Origin of the sequence: Streptomyces sp. NPDC052687, from assembly GCF_040678395.1 — a bacterium.
Classification (GTDB): domain Bacteria; phylum Actinomycetota; class Actinomycetes; order Streptomycetales; family Streptomycetaceae; genus Streptomyces.
In genome coordinates this window covers 28,636-53,447 of the sequence record NZ_JBFATR010000009.1, presented here as the reverse complement: position 1 = coordinate 53,447, position 24,812 = coordinate 28,636, and the positions used below count along the sequence as shown (strand labels likewise).

The 24,812-nt window shown below is 73.2% G+C and carries 18 protein-coding genes; 3 read left to right on the top strand and 15 right to left on the bottom strand.

Features of this window, described 5'->3' with window-relative positions:
- Positions 1-15: 15 nt before the first annotated feature.
- From AB0K92_RS11510 to lepA, 5 genes are all read right to left on the bottom strand, one after another.
- On the bottom strand, positions 16-402 hold the full coding sequence (locus AB0K92_RS11510; RefSeq protein WP_365921712.1) for a hypothetical protein: 387 nt from the start codon (positions 400-402) through the stop codon (positions 16-18).
- A 142-nt stretch (positions 403-544) separates the two neighbouring features.
- Positions 545-1,777, bottom strand: coding sequence for a radical SAM family heme chaperone HemW (hemW, locus tag AB0K92_RS11505; RefSeq protein ID WP_365921710.1), 1,233 nt, complete (start codon positions 1,775-1,777; stop codon positions 545-547).
- A gap of 111 nt (positions 1,778-1,888) precedes the next feature.
- The gene (locus AB0K92_RS11500; protein ID WP_365921708.1) at positions 1,889-3,889 is read right to left on the bottom strand and encodes an ATP-binding SpoIIE family protein phosphatase; all 2,001 of its coding nucleotides are present in this window, start codon (positions 3,887-3,889) and stop codon (positions 1,889-1,891) included.
- A gap of 258 nt (positions 3,890-4,147) precedes the next feature.
- A complete protein-coding gene (locus AB0K92_RS11495) occupies positions 4,148-6,022 on the bottom strand; it encodes an AMP-dependent synthetase/ligase (RefSeq protein WP_365921706.1) in 1,875 nt (624 codons plus the stop codon).
- Between the two features lie 360 nt (positions 6,023-6,382).
- Positions 6,383-8,251 carry a translation elongation factor 4 gene (lepA, locus tag AB0K92_RS11490; protein WP_365758874.1) on the bottom strand — a complete coding sequence of 623 codons (1,869 nt, stop codon included), beginning with the start codon at positions 8,249-8,251 and terminating at the stop codon, positions 6,383-6,385.
- Between the two features lie 239 nt (positions 8,252-8,490).
- Between lepA and rpsT the strand changes: the two genes are divergently transcribed.
- Complete coding sequence (gene rpsT, locus AB0K92_RS11485; RefSeq protein WP_086168781.1) at positions 8,491-8,757, top strand: 30S ribosomal protein S20; 267 nt, start codon at positions 8,491-8,493, stop codon at positions 8,755-8,757.
- Between the two features lie 191 nt (positions 8,758-8,948).
- Here the strand turns inward: rpsT and AB0K92_RS11480 are convergent, their stop codons facing one another.
- The 10 genes from AB0K92_RS11480 to leuS form a co-directional block, all read right to left on the bottom strand.
- Positions 8,949-9,344, bottom strand: a complete 396-nt coding sequence (locus tag AB0K92_RS11480; RefSeq protein WP_365921704.1) for a nuclear transport factor 2 family protein — start codon at positions 9,342-9,344, stop codon at positions 8,949-8,951.
- A gap of 230 nt (positions 9,345-9,574) precedes the next feature.
- Entirely contained in the window at positions 9,575-10,564 is a 990-nt protein-coding gene (gene holA, locus AB0K92_RS11475; RefSeq protein ID WP_206313049.1) for a DNA polymerase III subunit delta, read from the bottom strand.
- 73 nt (positions 10,565-10,637) lie between these two features.
- On the bottom strand, positions 10,638-10,883 hold the full coding sequence (locus AB0K92_RS11470; RefSeq protein ID WP_165998297.1) for a hypothetical protein: 246 nt from the start codon (positions 10,881-10,883) through the stop codon (positions 10,638-10,640).
- A 124-nt stretch (positions 10,884-11,007) separates the two neighbouring features.
- Positions 11,008-11,844 carry an arylamine N-acetyltransferase gene (locus AB0K92_RS11465; protein ID WP_365921702.1) on the bottom strand — a complete coding sequence of 279 codons (837 nt, stop codon included), beginning with the start codon at positions 11,842-11,844 and terminating at the stop codon, positions 11,008-11,010.
- 51 nt (positions 11,845-11,895) lie between these two features.
- Positions 11,896-12,348 carry a hypothetical protein gene (locus AB0K92_RS11460; RefSeq protein WP_365921700.1) on the bottom strand — a complete coding sequence of 151 codons (453 nt, stop codon included), beginning with the start codon at positions 12,346-12,348 and terminating at the stop codon, positions 11,896-11,898.
- 118 nt (positions 12,349-12,466) lie between these two features.
- A complete protein-coding gene (locus tag AB0K92_RS11455) occupies positions 12,467-14,917 on the bottom strand; it encodes a ComEC/Rec2 family competence protein (RefSeq protein WP_365921698.1) in 2,451 nt (816 codons plus the stop codon).
- A 527-nt stretch (positions 14,918-15,444) separates the two neighbouring features.
- Positions 15,445-16,584 carry a ComEA family DNA-binding protein gene (locus AB0K92_RS11450; protein WP_365921696.1) on the bottom strand — a complete coding sequence of 380 codons (1,140 nt, stop codon included), beginning with the start codon at positions 16,582-16,584 and terminating at the stop codon, positions 15,445-15,447.
- 141 nt (positions 16,585-16,725) lie between these two features.
- Positions 16,726-17,571 (bottom strand): DegV family protein, encoded by an 846-nt coding sequence (locus tag AB0K92_RS11445; RefSeq protein ID WP_365921694.1) that lies wholly within the window; start codon positions 17,569-17,571, stop codon positions 16,726-16,728.
- Positions 17,572-17,653: 82 nt separating this feature from the next.
- Positions 17,654-18,403 carry a hypothetical protein gene (locus AB0K92_RS11440; RefSeq protein ID WP_365921692.1) on the bottom strand — a complete coding sequence of 250 codons (750 nt, stop codon included), beginning with the start codon at positions 18,401-18,403 and terminating at the stop codon, positions 17,654-17,656.
- Between the two features lie 188 nt (positions 18,404-18,591).
- Positions 18,592-21,477, bottom strand: coding sequence for a leucine--tRNA ligase (gene leuS, locus AB0K92_RS11435; protein ID WP_365921690.1), 2,886 nt, complete (start codon positions 21,475-21,477; stop codon positions 18,592-18,594).
- Positions 21,478-21,854: 377 nt separating this feature from the next.
- Here leuS and AB0K92_RS11430 point away from each other — a divergent pair, with 377 nt between their 5' ends.
- The gene (locus AB0K92_RS11430; protein ID WP_365921688.1) at positions 21,855-23,138 is read left to right on the top strand and encodes a cytochrome b/b6 domain-containing protein; all 1,284 of its coding nucleotides are present in this window, start codon (positions 21,855-21,857) and stop codon (positions 23,136-23,138) included.
- The gene (locus AB0K92_RS11425; RefSeq protein ID WP_365921686.1) at positions 23,135-24,748 is read left to right on the top strand and encodes an NADH-ubiquinone oxidoreductase-F iron-sulfur binding region domain-containing protein; all 1,614 of its coding nucleotides are present in this window, start codon (positions 23,135-23,137) and stop codon (positions 24,746-24,748) included. Before AB0K92_RS11430 ends, AB0K92_RS11425 begins: the two co-directional genes overlap by 4 nt.
- Positions 24,749-24,812: the final 64 nt, after the last annotated feature.

Here is a 24,812-nt window from a genome sequence, read left to right as displayed (position 1 = left end):
CGACGCCATGGTCGCCTACGCGCTCGCGTCCTCGCCCGCGCCGGTCGCGGCGGCGGGATCCTGGCCGTCGTCCACCTGCGCGCACAGGGCGACCAGACGCCGCACCTGCTCCTCGTCGGCGCCGCTGATCTCGATCTCGGTCTGCCCGACGCGCAGCGTGGCCCGGCCCGGGCCCGGACGCGTCTGTCTCCACGCCATCACGGCCACCGCCAGCGACGCGGCCGACCAGGCGTTGTCCAGAAGCACCTCGATGACGTCCAGGGCGGAGCCCATCTCACCCGGCGCCGCGCCCGTGCCGGACAGGCTGATGCGGGCGGAGCGCAGCTCCTCGTCCGCCCTCAGCCACCGGTACAGGGAGCGAAGCTCCGCCGACTCCGCACCGACCCGCACCTCGACTCGCATGTGGCCCCCCCCTGGCAACCGCTGGTGGCCCACATCGTGGCATCCGGAGGCGTCCCCCGACCGGCGTTCGCAGACATCTGACGGGCACGTGCGCCGCTCCCGGACCGATGGTCGGATGGTCGGGTGGTCCGGGGATACCACCTCAGTCCACCAGATCCCTGACCACCGCGTCCGCCAGCAACCGCCCCCGCAGGGTCAGCACCGCGTGCCCCCGCTCGTACGGTTCCTCCTGGAGCAGTCCCTCGGACAGCGCTCGGCGGGATGCCTTCAGGCCCTTCTCGTGCAGGAGGCTCAGCGGGGCGCCCTCGCGCAGGCGCAGTTCCAGGAGGATGCGCTCGACCCGGCGGTCCTCCTCGGAGAGGAGTTCCCGGCCGGCGCCCGGGGAGCGGCCCTGCGCGAGTGCCGCCGCGTACGCGCCGGGGTGCTTCACGTTCCACCAGCGCACGCCGCCGACGTGGGAGTGGGCGCCGGGGCCCGCGCCCCACCAGTCCGCGCCGCGCCAGTACAGCTCGTTGTGCAGGCAGCGGCCCGCCTCGGAGGTGGCCCAGTTGGAGACCTCGTACCAGTCGAAGCCCGCGGCCGAAAGCCGCTCCTCGGCGATGAGGTAGCGGTCGGCGTGGACGTCGTCGTCGGTCATCGGGATCTCGCCGCGGCGGATCCGCCGGGCCAGCTGGGTGCCCTCCTCGACGATCAGGGCGTACGCCGAGATGTGGTCGGGGCCGGCGCCGAGGGCGGCGTCCAGGGAGGCACGCCAGTCGTCGTCGGACTCGCCGGGGGTGCCGTAGATCAGGTCGAGGTTGACGTGCGCGAAGCCGGCCGCGCGGGCCTCGGCGACGCATGCCTCGGGGCGCCCGGGGGTGTGCGTGCGGTCCAGCACCTTCAGCACGTGCTGCCGCGCGCTCTGCATGCCGAAGGAGATCCGGTTGAAGCCGCCTTCCCGCAGCTCGGCGAGGTAGGCGGGGTCCACGGACTCCGGGTTCGCCTCCGTCGTCACCTCCGCGTCGGCCGCGAGCCCGAACTCGTCGCGGATCGCCCCCAGCATCCGTACGAGATCGGCGGCGGCCAGCAGGGTGGGCGTACCGCCGCCGACGAAGACGGTGCGGACCTCGCGCGGGTCGTCGCCGAGGACCTTGCGGGCGAGCCGGATCTCCTCGACGAGCGTGTCGGCGTAGTTGTCGCGGGAGGCGAGGACGCCGCCGGTGCCGCGCAGCTCGGTGGCGGTGTAGGTGTTGAAGTCGCAGTAGCCGCAGCGGGTCGCGCAGTAGGGGACGTGCAGGTAGAACCCGAGGGGGCGGTCGGCGGCCCCGGCGAGCGCGGACGCGGGCAGCGCGCCGTCGGCGGGGACGGGCTCGCCGTCGGGGAGTGCGGAAGGCATGTCCTCCATTGTCCCGCACCGCCGGCCCGTCCTCACCCGGCCGGTCCTGACGCGTCCGTGGTCCTGACCCGTCCGGTCCGGCCTGTCTGTCAGGTCTCCTCCTGTCCCGGCCTACGACGGTCGCTCCGCCTGGAGGACGAGCAGCGCGAGATCGTCCTCGGGCGGGGTGCCGCCGAAGTCGTGCACCTGCTGCCGGATCCGTTCGGCGATCAGCTCCGCGCTCAGCCCCGCGCACCCGGCCAGCGCCGCCGCCAGCCCGTCGCCGTCGTCGAACTGGCGGGTGCCGCAGCGGCGCTCGGTGACGCCGTCGGTGACGCAGAGCAGGGTGTCGCCGGGGCGCAGCTCGAAGGTCTCGCCGGTGTACGTCTCGTCCTCGACGACGCCCAGCAGAGTCTGCGGGCGGGCGACGGTGCGGACGTCGCCGTCGGGGCCGAGGAGGAGGGGCAGCGGGTGTCCGGCGGCGGCGAGGGTGCAGCGGACACCGCCGTCGAAGGGGACCAGCTCGCCGTAGAGGAGGGACAGGAAGCGGGTCTGCGGGCCGTCGCCGGGGGCCACCGGGCCGGCCAGGGCGCGGGCGGCGGCGTCGGCGGCCTCGGTGGCGTCGTCGAGGAGGAGCTGGTTGAGGCGGTCGAGGACGTCGGCGACGCGGTAGCCCTCGCGGGCGAGCAGCCGCAGCCAGGGCCGGGCCAGTCCGATGACGACGGCCGCCTCGGGACCCTTGCCCTGCACGTCTCCCACGGCGAAGCACCAGCGGCCGTCGCCCGCGGGGAAGAGGTCGTAGAAGTCGCCGCTGGGTCCGCCCTTGTCGCAGGGCTCGTGGACGAGTGCGCTGCGCATGCCGGGGATCTCGGCGACCGCGCCGGGCAGCAGTCCGCGCTGGAGTACGGCGCTGATGGTGACCTGCCGGGCGTACTGCCGGGCCGCCCCGATGGCCAGCGCCACCCTGCGGCTGAGGTCCTCGACCAGCCCGGTGACCTCACCGGGCAGCGCGTCGGTCCCGGCCCGTCCGACGACGAGCGAGCCGAGGGGACGCCCGCCGGCGACGAGCCGGAAGGCGAGGGCGGTGCCTCCCTGCCCTTCGGTGCTCGCTGTGCCTCCGCTGCCGCCGGGGGTGGTGCCCTCGGTGGCGCCTGTGGCGGGCCGCGGTGCGCCCGGTCGGCCGGGTGGGTCCAGCGCCTCGGCCGGCCAGGGATAGGGCATCGGGCCGCCGGCGTCGGGTTCGTCGTTCACCGGGGGCGGTTCCTTCTCCAGGGCCAGGCGCAGGTTCTCCATGTGGTCCTCGCTGGCGTGCCAGACGCGGGCCAGGCGGGGGCCGGGGACGCCGGTGCCGCCGTCGGTGCGGCGGCCGCGGCCCATGGACTCGTCCTCCAGCCAGATCGCGCACCAGTCGGCGAGCCGGGGCACGAGCAACTGGCCGGTGAGGGCGGCGACCAGGTCCTCGTCGAGCTGCCCGGCGAGCAGGTCGGACGCCTCGGCGAGGAAGGAGAGCGCGCCGCGCCCGAGCCACTCGCGGTCGCGTTCGGCGCGCCGGGGTACGGGGGCGAGGAGCCCCGCGGTGGCGAGGGAGTCGCCGGAGCCGGAGCCGGCGCCGGAACCCGAACCGGGACCGGAGTCGTCCGGGTCCGGGTGGTCCTCGCCGGTCAGGCGCGCCCACACCGTCTTGGCGCCCCGGCGGTAGGTGACGCCCCAGGATTCGCAGAGGGCGGCGACGAGGCGCAGGCCTCGGCCGTACTCGGGGGTGCCGTGGCCGGGGTCGGCGGCGCCGTCGCGCGGGGCGCGGGAGGGGTGGCGGTCGGAGATCTCGACGACGAGCGCGCCGGTGTCCGGCTCCAGCCGGCAGACGAGGTCCACGTCGGTGCCGGCGTGCACGACGGCGTTGGTGACCAGCTCGCTGACGACCACGGCCGCGTCCTCGCCGGCCCGGTCGGCGCCGGGCAGCCCGAGGTCGGCCCACTCGCGTAACGCGGTGCGCAGCAGCCGACGGGCGGCGCCCGGCGCGTGGGGGCCGCCGGCCAGGGTCGCGCGGGCCTCCCACCGCTCCGGCGGGTGCGCGAGGACGGCGTCGGTCTCCGAGGGCCTCAAAGACTCCCGCTGTGTCGGTATGGCCCCCATCTCCAGCTCCCCGGGCAGTCGGTCGATGCTGCCGACAGGGTGACAGACCGACCCCGCCCGAACGCGCGGAGTTATCGAAGTGGTCCGTCATGAGTGAGAACCGTGCACCGCACCTGGTCGAATCCGGACTGTTGACGGCCGGATCCGAGCGTCTGACCTATGCCCCTGGCCCAGTCTGTTCCGGACGGGACCGGGCCGGACTGGGCCGGGGGGCGAGGCGAGGCCGGACCGGGCCTGGCGGCGCCGGGGCCTCGGGGGCTACGCCTCGCGGGTGCCCTCGTACATCTCCTCGATCAGGTGCTTGTACTCCCGCTCCACGACCGGCCGCTTGAGCTTGAGGCTCGGGGTGATCTCGCCGTGCTCGACGTCGAGGTCGCGCGGCAGCAGCCGGAACTTCTTGATGGTCTGCCAGCGCTGAAGGCCCTCGTTGAGCTGCTTGACGTAGCCGTCGACCATCGCGACCGTCTGCGGCGCGGCGACGATCTCGGCGTACGACTTGCCCTCCAGGCCGTTCTCCTTCGCCCAGCCGAGGAGCGCCATCTCGTCGAGCGCGATCAGCGCGGTGCAGAAGTTCCGGTCGGCGCCGTGGACCAGGATGTTGGAGACGTACGGGCAGATCGCCTTGAAGGAGCCCTCGATCTCGGTCGGCGCGACGTACTTGCCGCCGGAGGTCTTGAACAGGTCCTTCTTGCGGTCGGTGATGCGCAGGTAGCCGTCGGCGGACAGCTCACCGATGTCGCCGGTGTGGAACCAGCCGTCCGGCTCCAGCACCTCGGCGGTCTTCTCGGGCAGCCCGTGGTAGCCCTCCATGATGCCGGGGCCGCGCAGCAGGATCTCGCCGTCCTCGGCGATGCGCACCTCGGTGCCGGGCAGCGGCTTGCCGACCGTGCCGGTGCGGTAGGCCTCGCCGGGGTTGACGAAGGAGGCGGCGGAGGACTCGGTGAGGCCGTAGCCCTCCAGGATGTGGATGCCGGCGCCGGAGAAGAAGTAGCCGATCTCGGGGGCGAGGGCGACGGAGCCGGAGACGCAGGCGCGCAGCCGGCCGCCGAACGCCTCGCGCAGCTTGGAGTAGACGAGCTTGTCGGCGACCTTGTGCTTGGCCGACAGCCCGAAGGGGGCGCTGGCGGTGCCGGTGCGGCGGAAGTTGTCCTGGGTGACCTTGGCGTACTCGCGGGCGACCTCGGCGGCCCACTGGAAGATCTTGTACTTGGCGGGGCCGCCGGCCCGCGCCTTGGCGGCGACGCCGTTGTAGACCTTCTCGAAGATGCGCGGGACGGCCGCCATGTACGTCGGCTGGACGACCGGCAGGTTCTCGATGATCTTGTCGACGCGGCCGTCGACGGCGGTGACGTGGCCGACCTCGATCTGCCCGGAGGTGAGCACCTTGCCGAAGACGTGCGCGAGCGGCAGCCACAGGTACTGCACGTCGTCGGGGCCGACCAGGCCGGTCGCGGCGATCGCCTTCGCCATGTACGACCAGTTGTCGTGCGGCAGCCGCACGCCCTTGGGGCGGCCGGTGGTGCCGGAGGTGTAGATGAGGGTGGCCAGCTGGTCCTTGGTGATCGCGCCGACCCGCTGCTCGATCAGCTCGGGGTCCTTCTCCAGCCGGGCGGCGCCGCGGGCCTGGAGCTCGTCGAGGGTGAGCACCCAGTCGCCGGTCTCGACGCCGGCGGGGTCGATGACCACGACATGGGTCAGCTCGGGCAGCTCGGCGCGCTTCTCCCGCGCCTTGGCGAGCTGCTCGGCGTTCTCCGCGATCAGCACCCGGCTGCCGGAGTCGGCGAGGATGAAGGCCGACTCGTCGGCGTTGGTCTGCGGGTAGATCGTGGTGGTGGCGGCGCCCGCGCACATGATGCCGAGGTCGGCGAGGATCCACTCGATGCGGGTGGCGGAGGCCAGCGCGACCCGCTGCTCCGGCTGGACGCCCAGCTCGATCAGCCCGGCCGCGATGGCGTGCACCCGCTCGGCGGCCTGTGCCCAGCTCAGCGACTTCCAGTCGTCGGGACCCTGCCCGGAGGCCGGCGGCACCGGGTAGCGGTAGGCCTCCGCGTCCGGGGTGGCGGCCACGCGCTCCAGGAAGAGGCCCGCGACGGACGGCGGACGGTTCTCGATCAGGGTCTGTGTGTCGGTCACGACATCCTCCGGGGCCCGCGACGGTGCGGCTGGCTCAGTGGGGCTGGCTCTATGGGGTGGCTCTGTGGGGGCTGGCTCTAGGGGTGGCTCTGTGGGACTGGCTCAGTGGGCTGTTGCGGGTGTCCGTACGGCTATATCGGTGGGGCTTTTCACTCACGGCGCGTTGTTTAACTCGCGAGTAACCACGAGCAGGGACAGGGTAGAGCCCGACCGGCCGCTGCGTAAGACTCCGAGGCCTGTCACTTTCACCAGAGCTTTCCCCGCGGAGACACCCCGCTCATACGACGGGGCCCGCCGCACTTTCGTACGACGGGCCCCTCAGCGTCCGATTTACCGGTGAACCGGCGCGGTTACTCCTGGTTACTTCTTACCCTTGGCGGATGCCGCGCCGTCATCGCTGGAGAGCACCGCGATGAAGGCCTCCTGCGGAACCTCCACGGAACCCACCATCTTCATCCGCTTCTTGCCCTCCTTCTGCTTCTCCAGCAGCTTCCGCTTACGGGAGATGTCACCGCCGTAGCACTTGGCGAGGACGTCCTTGCGGATGGCGCGGATGGTCTCGCGGGCGATCACCCGGGAGCCGATGGCGGCCTGCACCGGCACCTCGAAGTTCTGCCGCGGGATCAGCTCCTTGAGCTTGGCGACGAGCCGCACGCCGTACGCGTACGCCTGGTCCTTGTGCGTGATCGCCGAGAAGGCGTCCACCTTGTCGCCGTGCAGCAGGATGTCGACCTTGACCAGGGAGCTGGACTGCTCGCCCGTGGGCTCGTAGTCGAGGGAGGCGTAGCCGCGGGTCTTTGACTTCAGCTGGTCGAAGAAGTCGAAGACGATCTCCGCGAGGGGGAGCGTGTAGCGGATCTCGACGCGGTCCTCGGAAAGGTAGTCCATGCCGAGCAGGGTGCCGCGGCGGGTCTGGCACAGCTCCATGATCGCGCCGATGAACTCGGTCGGGGCGAGGATCGTCGCCCGCACGACCGGCTCGTACACCTCGGCGATCTTCCCCTCGGGGAACTCGCTCGGGTTGGTGACGACGACCTCGGTGCCGTCCTCCATGATCACGCGGTAGACCACGTTGGGCGCGGTGGCGATCAGGTCCAGGCCGAACTCGCGCTCCAGGCGCTCGCGGATCACGTCCAGGTGGAGCAGGCCGAGGAAGCCGACGCGGAAGCCGAAGCCGAGGGCCGCGGAGGTCTCCGGCTCGTAGACGAGCGCGGCGTCGTTGAGCTGGAGCTTGTCCAGCGCCTCGCGCAGCTCGGGGTAGTCGGAGCCGTCCAGCGGATACAGACCCGAGAAGACCATCGGCTTCGGGTCCTTGTAGCCGCCGAGCGCCTCGGTGGCGCCCTTGTGCTGGCTGGTGACGGTGTCACCGACCTTGGACTGGCGGACGTCCTTCACACCGGTGATCAGATAGCCCACCTCGCCGACGCCCAGGCCGTCGGCGGGCAGCATCTCGGGCGAGTTGGTGCCGATCTCCAGCAGCTCGTGGGTGGCGCCGGTCGACATCATCCGGATGCGCTCGCGCTTGTTGAGCTGGCCGTCGATGACACGGACGTACGTCACGACGCCGCGGTAGGAGTCGTAGACCGAGTCGAAGATCATCGCGCGGGCGGGGGCGTCCTTGACGCCGACCGGCGGCGGGATCTCGGCGACGACCTTGTCCAGCAGCGCCTCGACACCCAGACCGGTCTTCGCGGAGACCTTCAGCACGTCGCCCGGCTCGCAGCCGACCAGGTTCGCCAGCTCCTCGGCGAACTTCTCGGGCTGCGCGGCCGGCAGGTCGATCTTGTTCAGGACGGGGATGATCGTGAGGTCGTTCTCCATCGCCAGGTAGAGGTTGGCGAGGGTCTGCGCCTCGATGCCCTGGGCGGCGTCGACGAGGAGGATGGTCCCCTCGCAGGCGGCGAGCGACCGCGAGACCTCGTAGGTGAAGTCGACGTGCCCCGGGGTGTCGATCATGTTGAGGATGTGCGTGTTGCTCTTGTCGTGGGTCGGGGCCCACGGCAGACGCACCGCCTGGGACTTGATCGTGATGCCGCGCTCGCGCTCGATGTCCATGCGGTCGAGGTACTGGGCGCGCATCTGCCGCTGCTCGACGACGCCGGTCAGCTGGAGCATCCGGTCGGCGAGCGTGGACTTGCCGTGGTCGATGTGCGCGATGATGCAGAAATTGCGGATCAGAGCCGGGTCGGTACGGCTCGGCTCGGGCACATTGTTAGGGGTCGCGGGCACGCAGGGTCCTGTCTCTTGAGGCGCCTTATGCCTCGGGTCGGATCGTTACGTAGCCTCCATGGTCCCACGGGTGCGGCGCGGCGACCGGTTTGGGCCACCGGAAGGGCCGCTGGTAGTGTAGGGGGCTGTGTCTCATGCCCTCTCAGCGCGAGGCACGACCCCAAGAAATCACCTGGCACGGGACGCGGGATCCACTCCGGATCCCTCTCGCCCGTGCCTGAACCTGAAAAGGCTCATTCGTGGCGAACATCAAGTCCCAGATCAAGCGGATCAAGACCAACGAGAAGGCCCGGCTGCGCAACAAGGCCGTCAAGTCCTCCCTGAAGACCGCGATCCGCAAGGCCCGCGAGGCCGCTGCCGCGGGTGACGTCGAGAAGGCCACCGAGTACCAGCGCGCCGCCGCGCGTCAGCTCGACAAGGCCGTCTCGAAGGGCGTCATCCACAAGAACCAGGCCGCCAACAAGAAGTCGGCCCTGGCTGCCAAGGTCGCGTCCCTCAAGGGCTGAACCCCTTATCTGGTCTGATCGCCGGGCGGACCCAGGGCGGGCCCTCTCTCATCCGCTCCCGACCGGCACCCCGAGTCCGTTCGCGGCCTGCGTTCGCCACGCGGGAACGGTCTCAGCAGCTTGATCCGAAGGCCCCGCCGCCTCGCCCTTCCCCAGGGCGGGGGGCGGGGCCTTCGGCTGTTCCGTGACAGTCAGGACCAGAAGTCGTTGTTCGCGTCCATGTCCTGCACGCACTCGTCGATGTCGCTGATCTTGTCGCCGACGATGCGGAAGACGAGGGCACCGTAGTCCTCGATGTGCTTGCCGTCGCGGTCCGCCGTGAACAGGGCCATGCCGACCGCGTGGCCCCGGCCGTCCACGGCGACGCCACGCAGCTCGACCCGCATGTTCCCGCCGGTCATCTCGTCCATCCGGCGATACATGTCGATGATCGCGTCCTGGCCCTTGAAGTCACCGGACAGCGGGTGGGTGCCGGGCACGTGGTGGGTGCAGTCCGCGGTCATCAGTCCGCGCAGGGTGTCCATGTCCCCGCGCGTGAACGCTTCGAAGCCCTTGCGTACGAGTTGGGCGTGCGGGTGTTCAGCCATGGCGATCGCCACCTCTCCTTCGTCGGCGATGTACGGCTGATACGGCCGATTGTCCTCCCTCGCGGCGACGCCCGCCCTCCGGACCGCGCGTAACCCCTCCGGATGTGCTCCGAGCAGCCGTGGCCGGCCTCCGGGCGGTGCCTGCTCCCCGGACAGCCGCGCCTGGCCTATGGGGCGTGCTGATCCCCCGGCCGCGCCTGACCTCTGGGCCCCGCCCGGCCTCCGTCTCGCTACGCCCGTCCTCTGGAGCGGGCCGCCCGCGCGATCGTCACGACCGCCTTCTCCAGGGCGTACTCCGGGTCGTCGCCGCCGCCCTTCACACCGGCGTCGGCCTCCGCGACGGCCCGCAGCGCGACCGCCACCCCGTCCGGGGTCCAGCCCCGCATCTGCTGGCGGACCCGGTCGATCTTCCACGGCGGCATGCCCAGCTCACGCGCGAGGTCGGCGGGCCGGCCGCCGCGCGCGGAGGACAGCTTGCCGATCGCGCGGACGCCCTGGGCGAGCGCGCTGGTGATCAGCACAGGGGCGACCCCGGTGGCCAGCGACCAGCGCAGCGCCTCCAGCGCCTCGGCCGTCCGGCCCTCGACCGCCCGGTCGGCGACGGTGAAGCTCGACGCCTCGGCGCGGCCGGTGTAGTACCGCCCGACGACGGCCTCGTCGATGGTGCCCTCGACATCGGCGACCAGCTGCGACACGGCGGACGCCAGCTCGCGCAGGTCGCTGCCGATGGCGTCGACGAGCGCCTGGCAGGCCTCGGGGGTGGCGGAGCGCCCGGTGGCCCGGAACTCCTGCCGGACGAACGCCAGCCGGTCCGCCGGCTTCGTCATCTTCGGGCAGGCCACCTCCCGCGCACCCGCCTTGCGCGCGGCGTCCAGCAGCCCTTTGCCCTTGGCGCCGCCCGCGTGCAGCAGCACCAGCGTGATCTCCTCGGCCGGCGCGCCGAGGTACGCCTTGACGTCCTTGACCGTGTCCGCGGACAGGTCCTGCGCGTTGCGTACGACCACGACCTTGCGCTCCGCGAAGAGCGACGGGCTGGTCAGCTCGGCGAGGGTGCCGGGCTGCAACTGATCCGGGGTCAGGTCACGTACGTCCGTGTCGGCGTCGGCGGCCCTGGCGGCAGCCACCACCTCCCGCACGGCACGGTCGAGCAGCAGGTCCTCCTGGCCCACGGCGAGCGTCACCGGGGCGAGGGGGTCGTCATTCGCGGATTTCCTGGCCATCGGGACAAGCATGGCACGGGGCACTGACAACGGCGGACCGACAGCGGAGGCCGGCCGGCCCGCGGCTCACGTCCTACGGCTCCTCACGCCACCCCTCCCACTGCCCGGCGAACTCGTCCAGCTCGCGGGGGTCCAGCCGCTCGTCCTCGTCGGCCACGACGACCAGCCACTGGGCGTCCTCGGCGTCGTCCTCCCCGGCCAGCGCGTCCCGCACCAGCTGCGGCTCCTCGTCGAGCCCGAACCGCTCCCCCAGCGCCTCGGCCGCCTCCTCCGCGGCGTCACGGTCGGGCAGTACCAGCACATGTCTCACATCACTCACGGCAACATTCTCCGCCACGGTCCGGGGCAGTCCGCCGTCGCCCGGCAGGCCGCCCGCGGCCGGAGGCTCGGGCGTCCGGAGGTCACGCCCTCCCAGCCAGGGTGGCGCGCCCTCCACGGTCGCTTCACGCGCCCCCGGCGACCCTCGGCACCCTCTCCAGCTCGATCCCGAACCGCTCCCGGTACACCGCCAGTACCGCCTCGTCCTCCCCCTCGCCGTACTCGCGCTCCTCCCGCGCGCCGTCCGCCGCCGTCACCTTCAGCGTGCGTCCGCTGAGCGTGATCCGGCCGCCGTCCTCCGTGACCCGCGTGCACACCAGCTTCCGCGTGAAGGGGGACTCCGGCGAGGTGCTGTGCCACCAGGCCCCGGTCACGAAGTCGGCGAGCAGCCGCGGCCGGGTCTCCAGCCGGTACTCCCGCTCGCCGTCCTTCAGCAGGTCCAGGTCGCCCGTCTCCCCCGCGCCCGCCCCGCCCCCGGCCCCTGCCGCGTCCGGCCCGGCCTCCGCGATACGGAAGGAGCCTCCGGGATCGTCCTGTTCCCGCCGGTCCCGCCACGACAGCGGGAAGTGGCTGTGCGCCCCGAACCCGACGTCGGCCAGCCAGTCCCCCGCGTCCGCCGTCCGCACCCGCAGCGCGAGATGGTCGTACGGGATGCCCAGCCGCCCCCGCGCCCCGTGGACCCGCGCCGCCAGCAGTGTCACCCCGAAGCCCAGCGCGTCCAGCAACCCGGCGAACAGCCCGTTGAGTTCATAGCAGAACCCGCCCCGCCGCGCGCCCACCACCTTGTCCAGCAGACGCTTCTCGTCGAGCGCGATCTCCTCACCGAGGTGGATCGACAGGTTCTCGAAGGGCACGGTCCGCAGATGGCACAGATGCAGCTCGCGCAGGGCGTCGAGAGTGGGCCGGTCCGGGCGGGCGGCGCCCAGCCGGCGCAGATACGCGTCAACCTCAGCCGAGTTCATGACCTCAGTGTGTCGCGCCCTCGACGCCGGCTGCCTCGACCACAGCTCGCGTCAGCCGCACGCGCCCTCGGTGACGGGCTTCGTGGCATCGACGTTTGCTTCGCTGAGCAGGGTGATCACCTGGTTCACGGTGTCGGCGGACACACCGGCCGCGTCCTTCGACATGTGGCCGGACCGGATGTTGGTGCCCGAGAACCACTGGGTGATCACGCAGACTCCGCGGTCGTGCGAGGACAGCGGCGCGTCGGCGCCACCGCACTGGTTGAGCGCGCTGCCCACGGGGAGGCCGGCGAGGTTGCCGTCGGCGGTGCCGGTGCCGTGGGTGGTCGCTCCCCGCGCGTGGGCGCCGGTGTGGTGGTTGGCGCAGGAGGTGCCGAAAGCGGGCGAGAGGAAGTCGCCGATGCCGCCGGCGGAGGCGGGGGCGGCGCCGGCGAGGGCGGTGCCCAGGGAGGCGGCGGTCAAGGCCGTGGCGGTGGCGGTGGCGGTGGTCCGTCGGTTGATCATGCCCGGTGCAAGGACCTGCGGCGGCCGGGTGTCACGGTGCGGCTGGCCGACTGACCGGCTGGCTGGCCGACTGACTGGCTGGCTGACCGGCTGGTCGGCTGGTCGGCCGGCCGTGCCCTCAGTCCCGCGCCACCCGTATCTCGCCGCCCGCACCGATCACCGCGACCGTCCCGTCCCGGTCCGTGCGCAGCACCGCCGCGCCGGTCGCCCGCAGCGCGGCCAGGGTGCTGGGTGCGGGGTGCCCGTAGGGATTGTCCGCTCCCGCGGAGACGAGCGCCAGGCGCGGTGCGGTGCGGCGCAGCAACTCCACGTCCTGGTAGGCGGAACCGTGGTGGGCGACTTTGAGGACGTCGACGCCGTCGAGCAGTGGTGCCGCCGGGGTCCGCAGCAGGGCCTGCTGGGCCGGGGGTTCCAGGTCGCCGAGCAGCAGCATCCGCAGCCCCGCCGTCCGCACCAGCAGGGCGACGCTGGCGTCGTTCGGCCCCTCCGGCGCCGGTGCGGAGGGCGGCGGCCACAGCACCTGCCAGGACAGGTCTCCGGCGCGCCGCCGCTCTCCGGCGACCGCCCGGGTCACCGGGATCCCCCGCGCGGCGGCCTCTCGCCGGACGAACGCGGCCTGGTCGGCGGGCTCTTCGTACCCCGTGGTCTGAAGGGCCCCCACCGCGCGCCCGCGCAGCACTCCGGGCAGTCCGGCCACATGGTCGGCGTGGAAGTGGGTGAGCACGACGAGCGGCACCCGCGTCACGCCCAGTCCGCGCAGGCACCGGTCCACCAGGGCCGGGTCCGGTCCGGCGTCCACCACGACGCCGGTGCCCTCGCCCGCCGCGAGCACGGTCGCGTCACCCTGCCCCACGTCGCACAGGGCCAGCCGCCAGCCCGGCGGCGGCCAGCCGGTGATCACCCGGGTCAGCGGGGGCGGCTGCACCACCGCCACCACCAGCAGCAACCCGCCGGCCAGGCACAACCAGGGATGGCGCACCAGCCGCCGCCCCACCACCACGAGAGCCACCGTGACGCACAGCAGGAGTCCGGCCCCGGCCCAGCTCCCCGGCCAGTCCACCCCCGCGCCGGGCAGCGCCGCCCCGGTGCGGGCGATGCCCGCGATCCACCCGGCGGGCCAGCCCGCGCACCACGCCAGCGCCTCGGCCACCGGCATCGCCACCGGCGCCACCACCAGCGCGGCGAACCCCAGCACGGTCGCCGGGGCCAGCGCGCACTCCGCGAGCAGATTGCACGGCACCGCCACCAGGCTCACCCGTGCCGACAACACCGCCACGACCGGCGCGCACACCGCCTGCGCCGCCGCCGCGGCCGCCAGGGCCTCCGCCGCCCGCGGCGGCACCCCGCGCCGGCCCAGCGCCGCGCTCCAGCCGGGCGCGAGCGTGAGCAGTGCCCCGGTCGCCAGCACCGACAGCAGGAAGCCGTAACTCCGCGACAGCCACGGGTCGTACAGCACCAGCAGCAGCACCGCCGTCGCCAGCGCCGGGATCAGGGACCTGCGGCGTCCGGTGGCCAGGGCGAGCAGGGTGACCGCCCCGCAGGCGGCGGCCCGCAGCACGCTCGGGTCCGGGCGGCACACCACGACGAACCCCAGGGTGAGCACCCCGCCGAGCACCGCCGTTCCCCGCAGTGAGACGCCGAGCCGTGGCGCCGGCCCCCGCCGCTCGGCTCGTTGGGCCAGGCCGGGCGGACCCAGCAGCAGCGCGAGGACGATGGTGAGGTTGCTGCCGGACACGGCGAGCGTGTGCGCGAGGTCGGTCTCCTTGAACGCCTCCTCCAGATCCGGGCCGATCCGCGAGGTGTCTCCGACGACCAGCCCCGGCAGCAAGGCCCGCGCGTCCGGGCGCAGCCCGTCGGTGGCCTCCCGCAGTCCGGCCCGCAGCCGCCCCGCGAACCGCTGCGCCGCCGACGGCTCCCCGACGACCACGGGCGCCGCCCGTCCGCGCACCCGCAGCACGGCCGCGATCCGGTCCCCGCCGACCACGGGCGGCGCGAGCCGTCCCGTCACCCGCACCCGCGTGGAGGGCAGCAGCCCGAGCCACGAGGTCGCCGCGGGCCTGCCCTGCCCCGCCTCTGCGATGCCGCGTCCGGGCTCCGCCCCGCCCCCTCCGGTCTCCGCCCCGCCCCCTCCGGTCTCCGCGCCGCCCCGTTCGGGCTCCGCACCGCCTCCGCCGGTCTCCGCCCCGCCCCGTTCGGGCTCCGGGGCACGTTCGGCTCCGCCGAGCTGCGGCCCTGCCTCGCGCGCGGCCCTGCTCGGGCCCGCGTCGACGATCATCAGTACCGGTGTCCTCGTCACCGTCAACGCCCGCTCGGCGCGCGCCGCGCCGTCGGCCGGCGGCACCAGCACACCCCGCACCTCCCCCCGCACCAGCACCGACGCCCGCGCCAGGTGGTTCCCGGTGACCCGCGGCCGGGTCAGCCGGGGATCCGCGGTGACCTCGACCTCCGCGGTCACGGTGGTGTACTCCCGCGCCAGCCCCGGCACCGGCCCCCGCCGCAGATCCGCCCCGTGCAAGCCCGCCGAGGCGGCCGCCGCGGCGACACAGAGCAGCACGGCGGCGACCGACACCCGCGGCCACGTGGCCTGCCGGGCCCGTGTGGGCCGGTCCCCCGGCTCCGTTCGGGCCTGCCGGGCCCGCGTGGGCCGGTCCCCCGGCTCCGTTCGGGCCTGCCGGGCCCGTGTGGGCGGGTCTCCCAGCTCCGTTCGGTCCCGGCGCCCGCGCCGACACGTCGTCACCCACAGCAGCAGGCCGGCACCGCCCGAGCAGACTGCCACCACCCCGACGGCCCATCCCGCCGGCGCACCCAGCATCACCGCCGCCGTCGCCCAGGCGGCCAGCGCCGGACCGACGAGTCGCAGGTCCGCCGGCCCCTCCTGCCGCGGATTCGCCGCCCCGAGCCGCTTCCCGGAGGCCGCGTGCACGGCCCGCCGCCGGGTGGCGGCGACCGGGGCCGGAGCCGATGCCGGAGCGAGAGCCGGAACCGGAACCGAAGCCGCGGCAGCAACGTGAGCACCAGCCGAGGTCTTCCCCGCGCCCGAACCCGCATCCGCACGCCCCGCCGCAGGCGAGCCCTGCGAGCCCTCCTCCCCGCCCCTCATGGCCGCACGAGATCCCGCAGATCGGCGAACCGCCGCTCGCCGATCCCCCTGACCTCCCGCAACTCGTCCACCGAGCGGAAGCCGCCGTGCCGGGTGCGGTAGTCGATGATGTGCTGAGCGAGGACGGGCCCGACGCCCGGCAAGGTGTCGAGCTGTTCCACGGTGGCCGTGTTGAGGGAGACGGGCCCGGCCGGTACGGCACCCGCGGGAGCGCCCCCGGCAGACCCCGCCCCCGGCCCAGAGCCCGACGCCGGAGCAGGTGCCGGCCCGCCCACGACCACCTGCTCCCCGTCCACGAGGAACCGCGCCCGGTTCAGCCCGTCGGTGTCCGTGCCGGGCCGTACCCCGCCCGCGGCCTCCAGCGCGTCCACGACCCGCGATCCGGCGGGCAGCCGGTGGATGCCGGGCTCGCGCACCTTCCCGCTGACGTCCACCACGATCTCGGCGCCGGCGCCCGGCACACCCGTGGGAGCGGCGGACGGAACGGGCTCACCCGCCGGCTCCGGATGCGCGGGGGCCGCCTCCACCACCTCCGGCGCGCTCACCGTTTCCGTGCGCCCGCTCCAGAAGTGCTGCACGGCGAACCCCGCGGCCACGACGAGCAGCACGGTCAGCGCGACGACGTTGCGCCGCTCCAGACCGGCCCGGGTCTGCAACCACAGCGGCAGCCGCTCGCGCAGCGCGAGCCCCGCCCGTTGACGCCAGGCCTCGGCAAGCTCCCGCTCCTCGACGGGCTCCCGCTCCTCGACGGACCCCGGCTCCTCGACAGGCTCCCACTCCCCGCCCCGCGACGACCCTGCCCTCGACTCCCGCCGCTTCTCGGCATGTTCCTCCGCGCGCCCCTCGGCGTGTTCCTCGGCGCGTCCCTCCGCGCGCCCCTCGCCGCGTCCCTCGGCCGAGACCACTTCCCCGAAGCGCCCCGCGACAGGTCGTACCGCCTGATCGCCGAACAACAGCCGCGCGCGCCGCCGGAGTTCGTCGGCGGGCGCGTGCCGTTGCCGGGCGGCGGACCTGCCGCGCAGGGGCGGACGGCGGTGCCGGAGACGGCTGTCCACCAGGACGCGGCTGTCCGAGGCCGGCGCGCGGCCCGGACCACTCGTCGCGGACGTACTGCGTGTGCGTGCTCGAAGTGCCATGCGACGAGGGTCGGGCACTTCACCGCACTCGCGATGATCATGGTGAATTCCCGGGGATCACCGCCCGGTTGTGGAAAACCGCGTCACCCGAACGAGTGGGTGCCGAACCGGCTCACGCCCTCCGCCGCCGTGCCGGCCGCCTCACCGCGACGCGACCACGACCCCCAGCAGCCCAGGCCCCGTATGCGCCCCGATCACCGCTCCCACCTCGCTCACATGCAGCTCCGCCAGTCCGGGCACCCGCGCCCGCAGCCGCTCCGCCAGTGCCGAGGCGCGGTCCGCGGCGGCGAGATGGTGGACGGCGATGTCGACCGGCGCGGCCCCCGCCCGTTCGGCGGCGATCTCCTCCAGGCGGGCGATCGCCCGGGACGCCGTCCGCACCTTCTCCAGCGGGCCGATCCGGCCGCCGTCCAGCTGGAGCAGCGGCTTCACCGCGAGCGCGGAGCCGAACAGGGCCTGGGCGGTGCCGATCCGGCCGCCGCGGCGCAGGTACTCCAGGGTGTCGACGTAGAAGTAGGCGGAGGTGCCGGCGGCCCGCTTCTCCGCCGCCGTGACGGCCTCGTCCACGGAACCGCCCGCCTCGGCCGCCTCGGCCGCCGCCACCGCGCAGAAGCCCAGCGCCATCGCGATCATGCCGGTGTCCACCACCCGCACCGGCACCGGCGCCTCCTTCGCCGCGAGCAGCGCCGCGTCGTAGGTGCCGGACAGCTCGGCGGAGAGGTGGAGGGAGACGATCCCGGTGGCGCCCGACTCGGCGACCTCGCGGTAGGTCCGCGCGAACAGCTCGGGGCTGGGCCGTGAGGTGGTGACGGGGCGTCGCTTCTGGAGCGCCTGGGCCAGGGAGCGGGTCGAGATCTCGGTGCCCTCTTCGAGTGCCCGGTCGCCGAGGACCACGGTCAGCGGAACCGCCGTGATGCCGTGGCGCTCCATCGTCCGTGGCGGCAGGTAGGCCGTTGAATCGGTGACGATCGCGACATGCCGGGACATGAGCTGGAGGTTACCTGGCGTAGCGCGCGGACGGCAGCCCGGCCCGGTCACCCACGCCGGAACGGGGACCCGGCCGGCGGGCTCAGGTGGTGGACTCGGGGCGGGGCTTCTTCTGCCAGGGGTAGGCCGGGCGCGGGTCCGGCGGGGTGATGGCGGGCCGGGCCGGCTCGTCGGCGGTGTGCTGCCGCGGGGTGTCCTGCCAGGTCTGCTGCGAGGCCGCGGCGTCGGCGGCGGGCGCCTCCGGCCAGGGCGGGGGCGGGGCGGCGGCGGAGGACGCGGACGGCACCTCCGTCGTCCAGTGCCGCAGGGCACCGGCCTCGACGTCGATCTGGGCGCTGAGCGTGTCCAGGTCGTCGTCGGCGAAGCGCTGGGCGCGGTCGCGGGCGGCCCAGCGCAGGGAGTCCGCCGACCGTGTGATGCGCTCGGTGCGCTCGCGCAGGCCCGGCAGCCGCTCGGCGAGCGCGGCCCGGTCCGGCTCGGCCTCCAGGCGCCGCAGTTCCGCGTCGAGCTCGTGGCCGTGGGCGCTGAGCCGGTGGAAGAGGCCCAGGGACTCCTTCAGCGACTCGTCCTCGGCGGCGCCCGCGTTCAGCGCGTCCTGGGTGGCCCGCATGGAGGTGCGCAGCTTCAGCCGCAGCTGGGCGATCTCGCCGGCCGGGCCGGGCTGGGCGAAGGACTTGGCGCGCAGCGTGTGGTCCTCGACCGTGCGCCGGGCCTGCGTGATCGTGCGGTCCACGCCCCGCTTGGCGGCGCCGACGGCCTTCACCGTGGCGTAGACACCGAGTGCCACGAAGAGCACGAAGAGCAGGGCCACCACCGCGATCACCGCTTCCACGACGCTCCTCCTCCGGCCGGTCGGCCCTGTGTCCGCCACGGCACCCACCGCGCCGCTTCTCCACGGTAAACGCGACAGGCAGGCCCGGAGTTCCACGACAACCCCGAACCTGCCCGCATCGAACCCCGAGCACACCCCCTAGGGGACGGCCCGGCGCTCACAGCCGCTCAGAAACGCTGAAGGCGTCCTCACGCCGGAACGATGTTCACCAGCTTCGGCGCCCGCACGATCACCTTGCGGATCCCGGCCCCGTCCAGCGCCGCCACGACCTTCTCGTCGGCCAGCGCGACCTTCTCCAGCTCCTCCTCGGAGATGCCCGGGGAGACCTCCAGGCGGGCCTTGACCTTGCCCTTGATCTGGACGACGCAGGTGACGGTCTCGTCGACCACGTACGCCGGGTCGGCCACCGGGAAGTCCTGGTGCACCACCGACTCGGTGTGGCCCAGCTTGCGCCACAGCTCCTCGGCGATGTGCGGGGCCAGCGGCGCGACCAGCAGCACCAGCGCCTCGGCGACGGAGCGCGGCACCGGGCGGTTGGCCTTGGTCAGGTGGTTGTTCAGCTCGGTGATCTTGGCGATGGCGGTGTTGAACCGCATGCCCTCCAGGTCCCCGCGCACGCCGTCGATCGCCTTGTGCAGGGCGCGCAGCGTCTCCTCGTCGGCCTCGGTGTCGACGACGGTCGTCTCGCCGGTGGTCTCGTCGACGATGTTGCGCCACAGCCGCTGCAGCAGCCGGAACTGGCCGACCACCGCGCGGGTGTCCCACGGGCGGGAGACGTCCAGCGGGCCCATGGCCATCTCGTACAGGCGCAGGGTGTCGGCGCCGTACTCGGCGCAGATCTCGTCCGGGGTCACCGCGTTCTTCAGGGACTTGCCCATCTTGCCCAGCAGGCGGGTGACCTTCTCGCCCTGGTACCAGTACGCGCCGTCGCGCTCCTCGACCTCGGCGGCCGGCACGGCGATGCCGCGGCTGTCGCGGTAGACGTAGGCCTGGATCATGCCCTGGTTGAACAGGCGGTGGAACGGCTCGGACGACGCGATGTGCCCCAGGTCGTGCAGGACCTTGGACCAGAAGCGGGCGTACAGCAGGTGCAGTACGGCGTGCTCGGCGCCGCCGACGTACAGGTCGACGCCGCCGTGCGGCTGCCCTTCGCGCGGGCCCATCCAGTACTGCTCGATCTCGGGGTCGACCAGCTTGTCGCCGTTGTGCGGGTCCAGGTAGCGCAGCTCGTACCAGCAGGAACCGGCCCAGTTGGGCATGGTGTTGGTCTCGCGCCGGAACTTGCGCGGGCCGCGGCCGTCGCCCAGGTCCAGGGTGACGTTGACCCAGTCCTCGTTGCGCGACAGCGGGGTCTCGGGCTGGGTGTCGGCGTCGTCCGGGTCGAAGGTGCGCGGGCTGTAGTCCTCGACCTCCGGCAGCTCCAGCGGCAGCATCGACTCGGGCAGCGCGTGGGCGACGCCGTCCTCGTCGTAGACGATCGGGAAGGGCTCGCCCCAGTAGCGCTGGCGGCTGAACAGCCAGTCGCGCAGGCGGAAGTTGACGGTGCCCTCGCCGATGCCCTTGCTCTCCAGCCACGCGGTGATGCGGGCCTTGGCCTCGACGACGCCCAGGCCGTCCAGGGAGACGTCGTCGCCCGACGAGTTGACGATCTTCGCGTCGTAGGAGGCGAAGGCGTCGTCCCACGTGGACGGGTCCGTGCCACGGTCGTCCGACGGCTCGACCACGCATCGCATCGGCAGTTCGAAGGCGCGCGCGAAGGCGAAGTCGCGGGTGTCGTGCGCCGGGACGGCCATGATCGCGCCGGTGCCGTAGCCCATCAGGACGTAGTCGGCGATGAAGACGGGGATCCGCTCGCCGTTGACCGGGTTGACGGCGTACGCGCCGGTGAAGACGCCGGTCTTCTCCTTGGCGTCGGCCTGGCGCTCGACGTCGGACTTGGCGGCGGCCTGCGCGCGGTAGGCGGCGACGGCCTCGGCGGGGGTGGCGTGGCCGCCGGTCCACACCTGGTGGGTGCCCTCCGGCCAGGCCTCCGGGGTGATCGTGTCGATCAGCGGGTGCTCGGGCGCCAGCACCATGTAGGTGGCGCCGAACAGGGTGTCCTGGCGGGTGGTGAAGACGGTGATGTGGTCGCCGTCGACGGGGAAGTCGACGCGGGCGCCCTCGGAGCGGCCGATCCAGTTGCGCTGCTGCAGCTTGATGGCCTCGGGCCAGTCCAGCGCGTCCAGGTCCTCCAGCAGCCGGTCGGCGTAGGCGGTGATGCGCATGTTCCACTGGCGCAGCTTGGCCTTGAAGACCGGGAAGTTGCCGCGCTCGGAGCGGCCCTCGGCGGTGACCTCCTCGTTGGCCAGCACGGTGCCCAGGCCGGGGCACCAGTTGACCGGCGCGTCGGAGGCGTAGGCCAGCCGGTACTCGCTCAGGACGTCGGCCTTCTCGACCGAGTTCAGCTCGTTCCAGGAGCGGCCGCCGGGCACCTCGCGCTCACCGGACTCGAACTGGGCGATCAGCTCGGAGATCGGGCGGGCCTTGTTCGCGTCGTGGTCGTACCAGGAGTTGAAGATCTGCAGGAAGATCCACTGGGTCCACTTGTAGTAGTCCGGGTCGATCGTGGCGAACGTCCGGCGCTTGTCGTGGCCCAGGCCCAGCCGGCGCAGCTGGACCTTCATGTTCTCGATGTTGGCCTCGGTGGACACGCGCGGGTGCGTGCCGGTCTGCACGGCGTACTGCTCGGCGGGCAGGCCGAAGGCGTCGAAGCCCAGGGTGTGCAGGACGTTGTGGCCGGTCATGCGGTGGAAGCGCGCGTACACGTCGGTGGCGATGTAGCCCAGCGGGTGGCCCACGTGCAGGCCCGCGCCCGAGGGGTACGGGAACATGTCCATGAAGAACTTCTTGGGCTTGGCGACCCGCTCGGGGTCACCCGCCAGGTCGCCCTTCGGGTTGGGTGCCGCGTAGGTGCCCTCGGCGTCCCAGAAGTCCTGCCAGCGTGCCTCGATGTCCGCGGCCAGGGCGGCCGTGTAGCGGTGCGGCGCGGCATCCGCAGCCATGCCGGCGGTGGCAGCGGGGTTCGTCTCGCTCATGATCCTCAAAGCTCCATCGATCGTCTCTGCCTACGGCTTGCCGAGAAACGAAAAATCCCCTCGCACAGGAGGGGACGCCGCGCCGATTCCGGCCACTCGACTCGTCCGGTGGCCGGTACTGATCAGCGCGGCCCGCTAAGCAGAAGGCGTACGGCACGCATGGCGTCAGGGTACCGCAGCCCTCGGCCGGGCCGCGACGAAGGTCCAGAAGCTGAACGAAGATCACGGTTACTTCGCGTAACAACCCCTAAGGGGCATCACAACGGCGGCATTGTCATTTGATAACAGCGCAATAACTCAAACCTCGTACTCGTGGGTATGGCGCGACCTAGAGTGCGGCCCGGGACCGCTTTCCCGAACCGCTCGGAGTCACCCCCATGAACTCTCGTCGCAGTAACAGCTCGCTCGCCGCACGGGGCCGCTCGGCCTACGGCGTGGCGACGGCTGCCGCGCTGGTCCTCATACCCGTGCTCGTCCTGGCCGGAGGTGACACCTTCCGCGAGTTCCTGAACTTCGGCGCGGGCGTGCTCAGCCTGGTCTCCCTGACCTGCTCGGTGATCTGGGGCCTGGTGGCCCAGGACCGGATCTTCCTCAACGCGCGGCAGCGGATCGTCGGCCAGGCGGTACACCGGGCGACGGCGGTCGCCTCGATCGCCTTCCTGCTGCTGCACGTCGTCACCAAACTGGCCCTGGACCACGTCGGCATCCTCGCCGCCCTGATCCCGTTCTCGCTCGGCGTCACCGGCGGCGCCGGCCTGATCGGGCTCGGCTCGCTGGCCGGACTGCTCATGGTCTTCGTCGGCCTCACCGGCGCCCTGCGCAGCGCCTTCGCCTCCCCCGCCCCGATCGCCGCCCGCTGGCGGACCATGCACATGCTGGCCTACCCGGCCTGGTGCGCGGCCCTGGTCCACGGCCTGTTCGCCGGCCGCCAGGCCAAGCCGGTCTTCGTGTTCCTCTACGGCCTGTGCCTGGTCGGCGTGATGGCGGCGCTGGCGCTGCGCTCGGCGCCCCGCCCGGTCAAGCGCCGGGTCGCCGACCGGATCACCGCCCTGCTGGGCGGCGGCGCGCAGCCGGACCGCGAGGACCTGGACGCCGCCCGCGCGCGGGCGGGCGGCGCCGAGCCCTCCCCGCTGCCCGGTTACGACACCGCGCGGGCGGGCCGCGAGCGGACCGCCGAGCCCGCGGCCGGCTTCGCGGCCGCCTACCGCGCGGTGTCCCGCCCCCGCCGCTCCCAGCGCCCCGCCCCGGACGGCCGGCCCACCGAAACGCCGCCCCGCGTGGACACCTCTTCGTCACTGCCCCGCGTGGACACCTCGTCGTCGCTGCCCCGCGTGGACACCTCGTCGTCGCTGCCCCGCGTGGACGCCTCCTGGCCGATCCCGTCCCCGCCGCCGGTCGGTGAGGCGCCCCCGTCGGCGTACGACCCCCTCCAGGACACCGGATACACCATCCCGACCTATGACAATCCGGGCGCGGACGGGTACGGCGGCACCGAGATCTACGACACGGTTGAGTCGAACACCCTGTACGGCACGTACAACCCCAACGACACGTACGACAACAGCGGTCCCGCCACAGAAACACTGCCCGGTGCGTCCTACGACTTCGGCGCACCGGGTTCGGGCGAACCTTGGAACACGCCTTCCGGAGGCTTTAAGTGAACGAGGCCCTGCCCGACGTACCCGAAGTCCGCGTGGTCGGACTTCCTCAGCTCACGTCGGGCTTCGACCTTGTCGAACGACTCGATCTGCCCATGCACCTGAAGGTGCACGGGCCGCTCGAACCCCTGGGCGGCGAGCAGCTCGCGCAGCTCGCCGAACGCATCAACCTGAGGGGCCGCGGCGGCGCGGGTTTCCCCTTCCACAAGAAGCTGCGGTCGGTCGCCGAGTCGGCGATCCGCCGCGGCGTACGGCCGGTGGTGGTGATCAACGGAAGCGAGGACGAACCCGCCTGCCGCAAGGACACGGTGCTGATCAACCGTGCCCCCCACCTGATCCTGGACGGCGCGCTGCTGTGCGCCGAGGCGCTGGGTGCCCGCACGCTCGTGGTGGGCGTCACCCGCGAGTCCACCCAGCGCTCCATGGAGGCCGCGCTCGCCGAGCGCGGCCTGAGCAACGGGCGCAGATCGGCGCTGCGCGCACGCGTGCAGCGCAATCCGGTCCGGATGGTCACCGGCGCCGCCGCCTCCCTGATCCGCTCGATCGACGGCGGCCCGGCGATCCCGCCCGGCCGCAAGATCAGCGCCTCGGTCAGCGGCGTCGGCGGCGCCCCGACCCTGCTGTCGAACGCCGAGACGTTCGCCCAGCTGGCCATCGCCGCGCGCATCGGCCCGGAGCGGTACGGCAACACCGGCCTGTACGACGAGCCGGGCACCGTGCTGCTCACGGTCTCCGGGGCGGTGGCCCGCCCCATGGTGATCGAGGTGCCCACCGGGGTGCCGCTGCGCTACGTGCTGCAGCTGGCCGGCGCCCCGCCGGTCCCGCAGGGCGTGCTGACCGGCGGCTACCACGGCAAGTGGATCGACGCGGCGACGGTGAACGAGGCGATCGTCTCGCGCAACTCGCTGGACGCGGTGGGCGGTTCCCTGGGCGCCGGGGCGATCCTGCCGATCAGCCAGGAGACCTGCCCGCTCGGCGAGTCGCTGCGGGTGGCGCAGTGGCTGGCGGAGGAGAGCGCCGGCCAGTGCGGCCCGTGCTACCTCGGGCTGCCGGCCGCCGCGCGGGGCATGGAGGACATCCTGAACGGCGGCGGACCGGCCGCCCTGGAGGCGCTCAAGCAGGTCGCCAGGAACGTCAAGCGGCGCGGCGCGTGCTCGCACCCGGACGGCTCCGCGATGTTCCTGGAGTCGACCATCAAGGCGTTCACCGACGACCTGGCCGCCCATGTCCTCGGCAACGGCTGCGGGCGGCCCGTGGAGGGCGTTCTGCCGCTCTTCGAAGGGGGCATGGCCCCCACGGGCGTCCCCGGCGGCGGCACGACCGAGGAGAACGGCCCCAGCCGCCAGAAGATCTACGTCGACTGGACGCTGTGCCGGGGGCACGGACTGTGCGCCGACATCCTCCCGGAGGTCTTCGAGCTGGGCGCCGACGGCTTCCCGACCGTCGCCCAGGCGGCCGTGCCCCGCTACGCCGAGGCGAAGGCCCTGCGCGCGGTGCGCCGCTGCCCGGCGCTCGCCCTGCGGATCGAGGAGGAGGCGCCGCGCGACAAGACCGCCTCCCGCAACCTGCCGGTGCTGTCCCAGGGGCGCGGGCGCCGCGCCCTCGGCCGCTGAGCGGTTGACCGGTCCGGGCGGGGCGGACACGAAAAATCCCGCCGGGTCGTCCTGACCCGGCGGG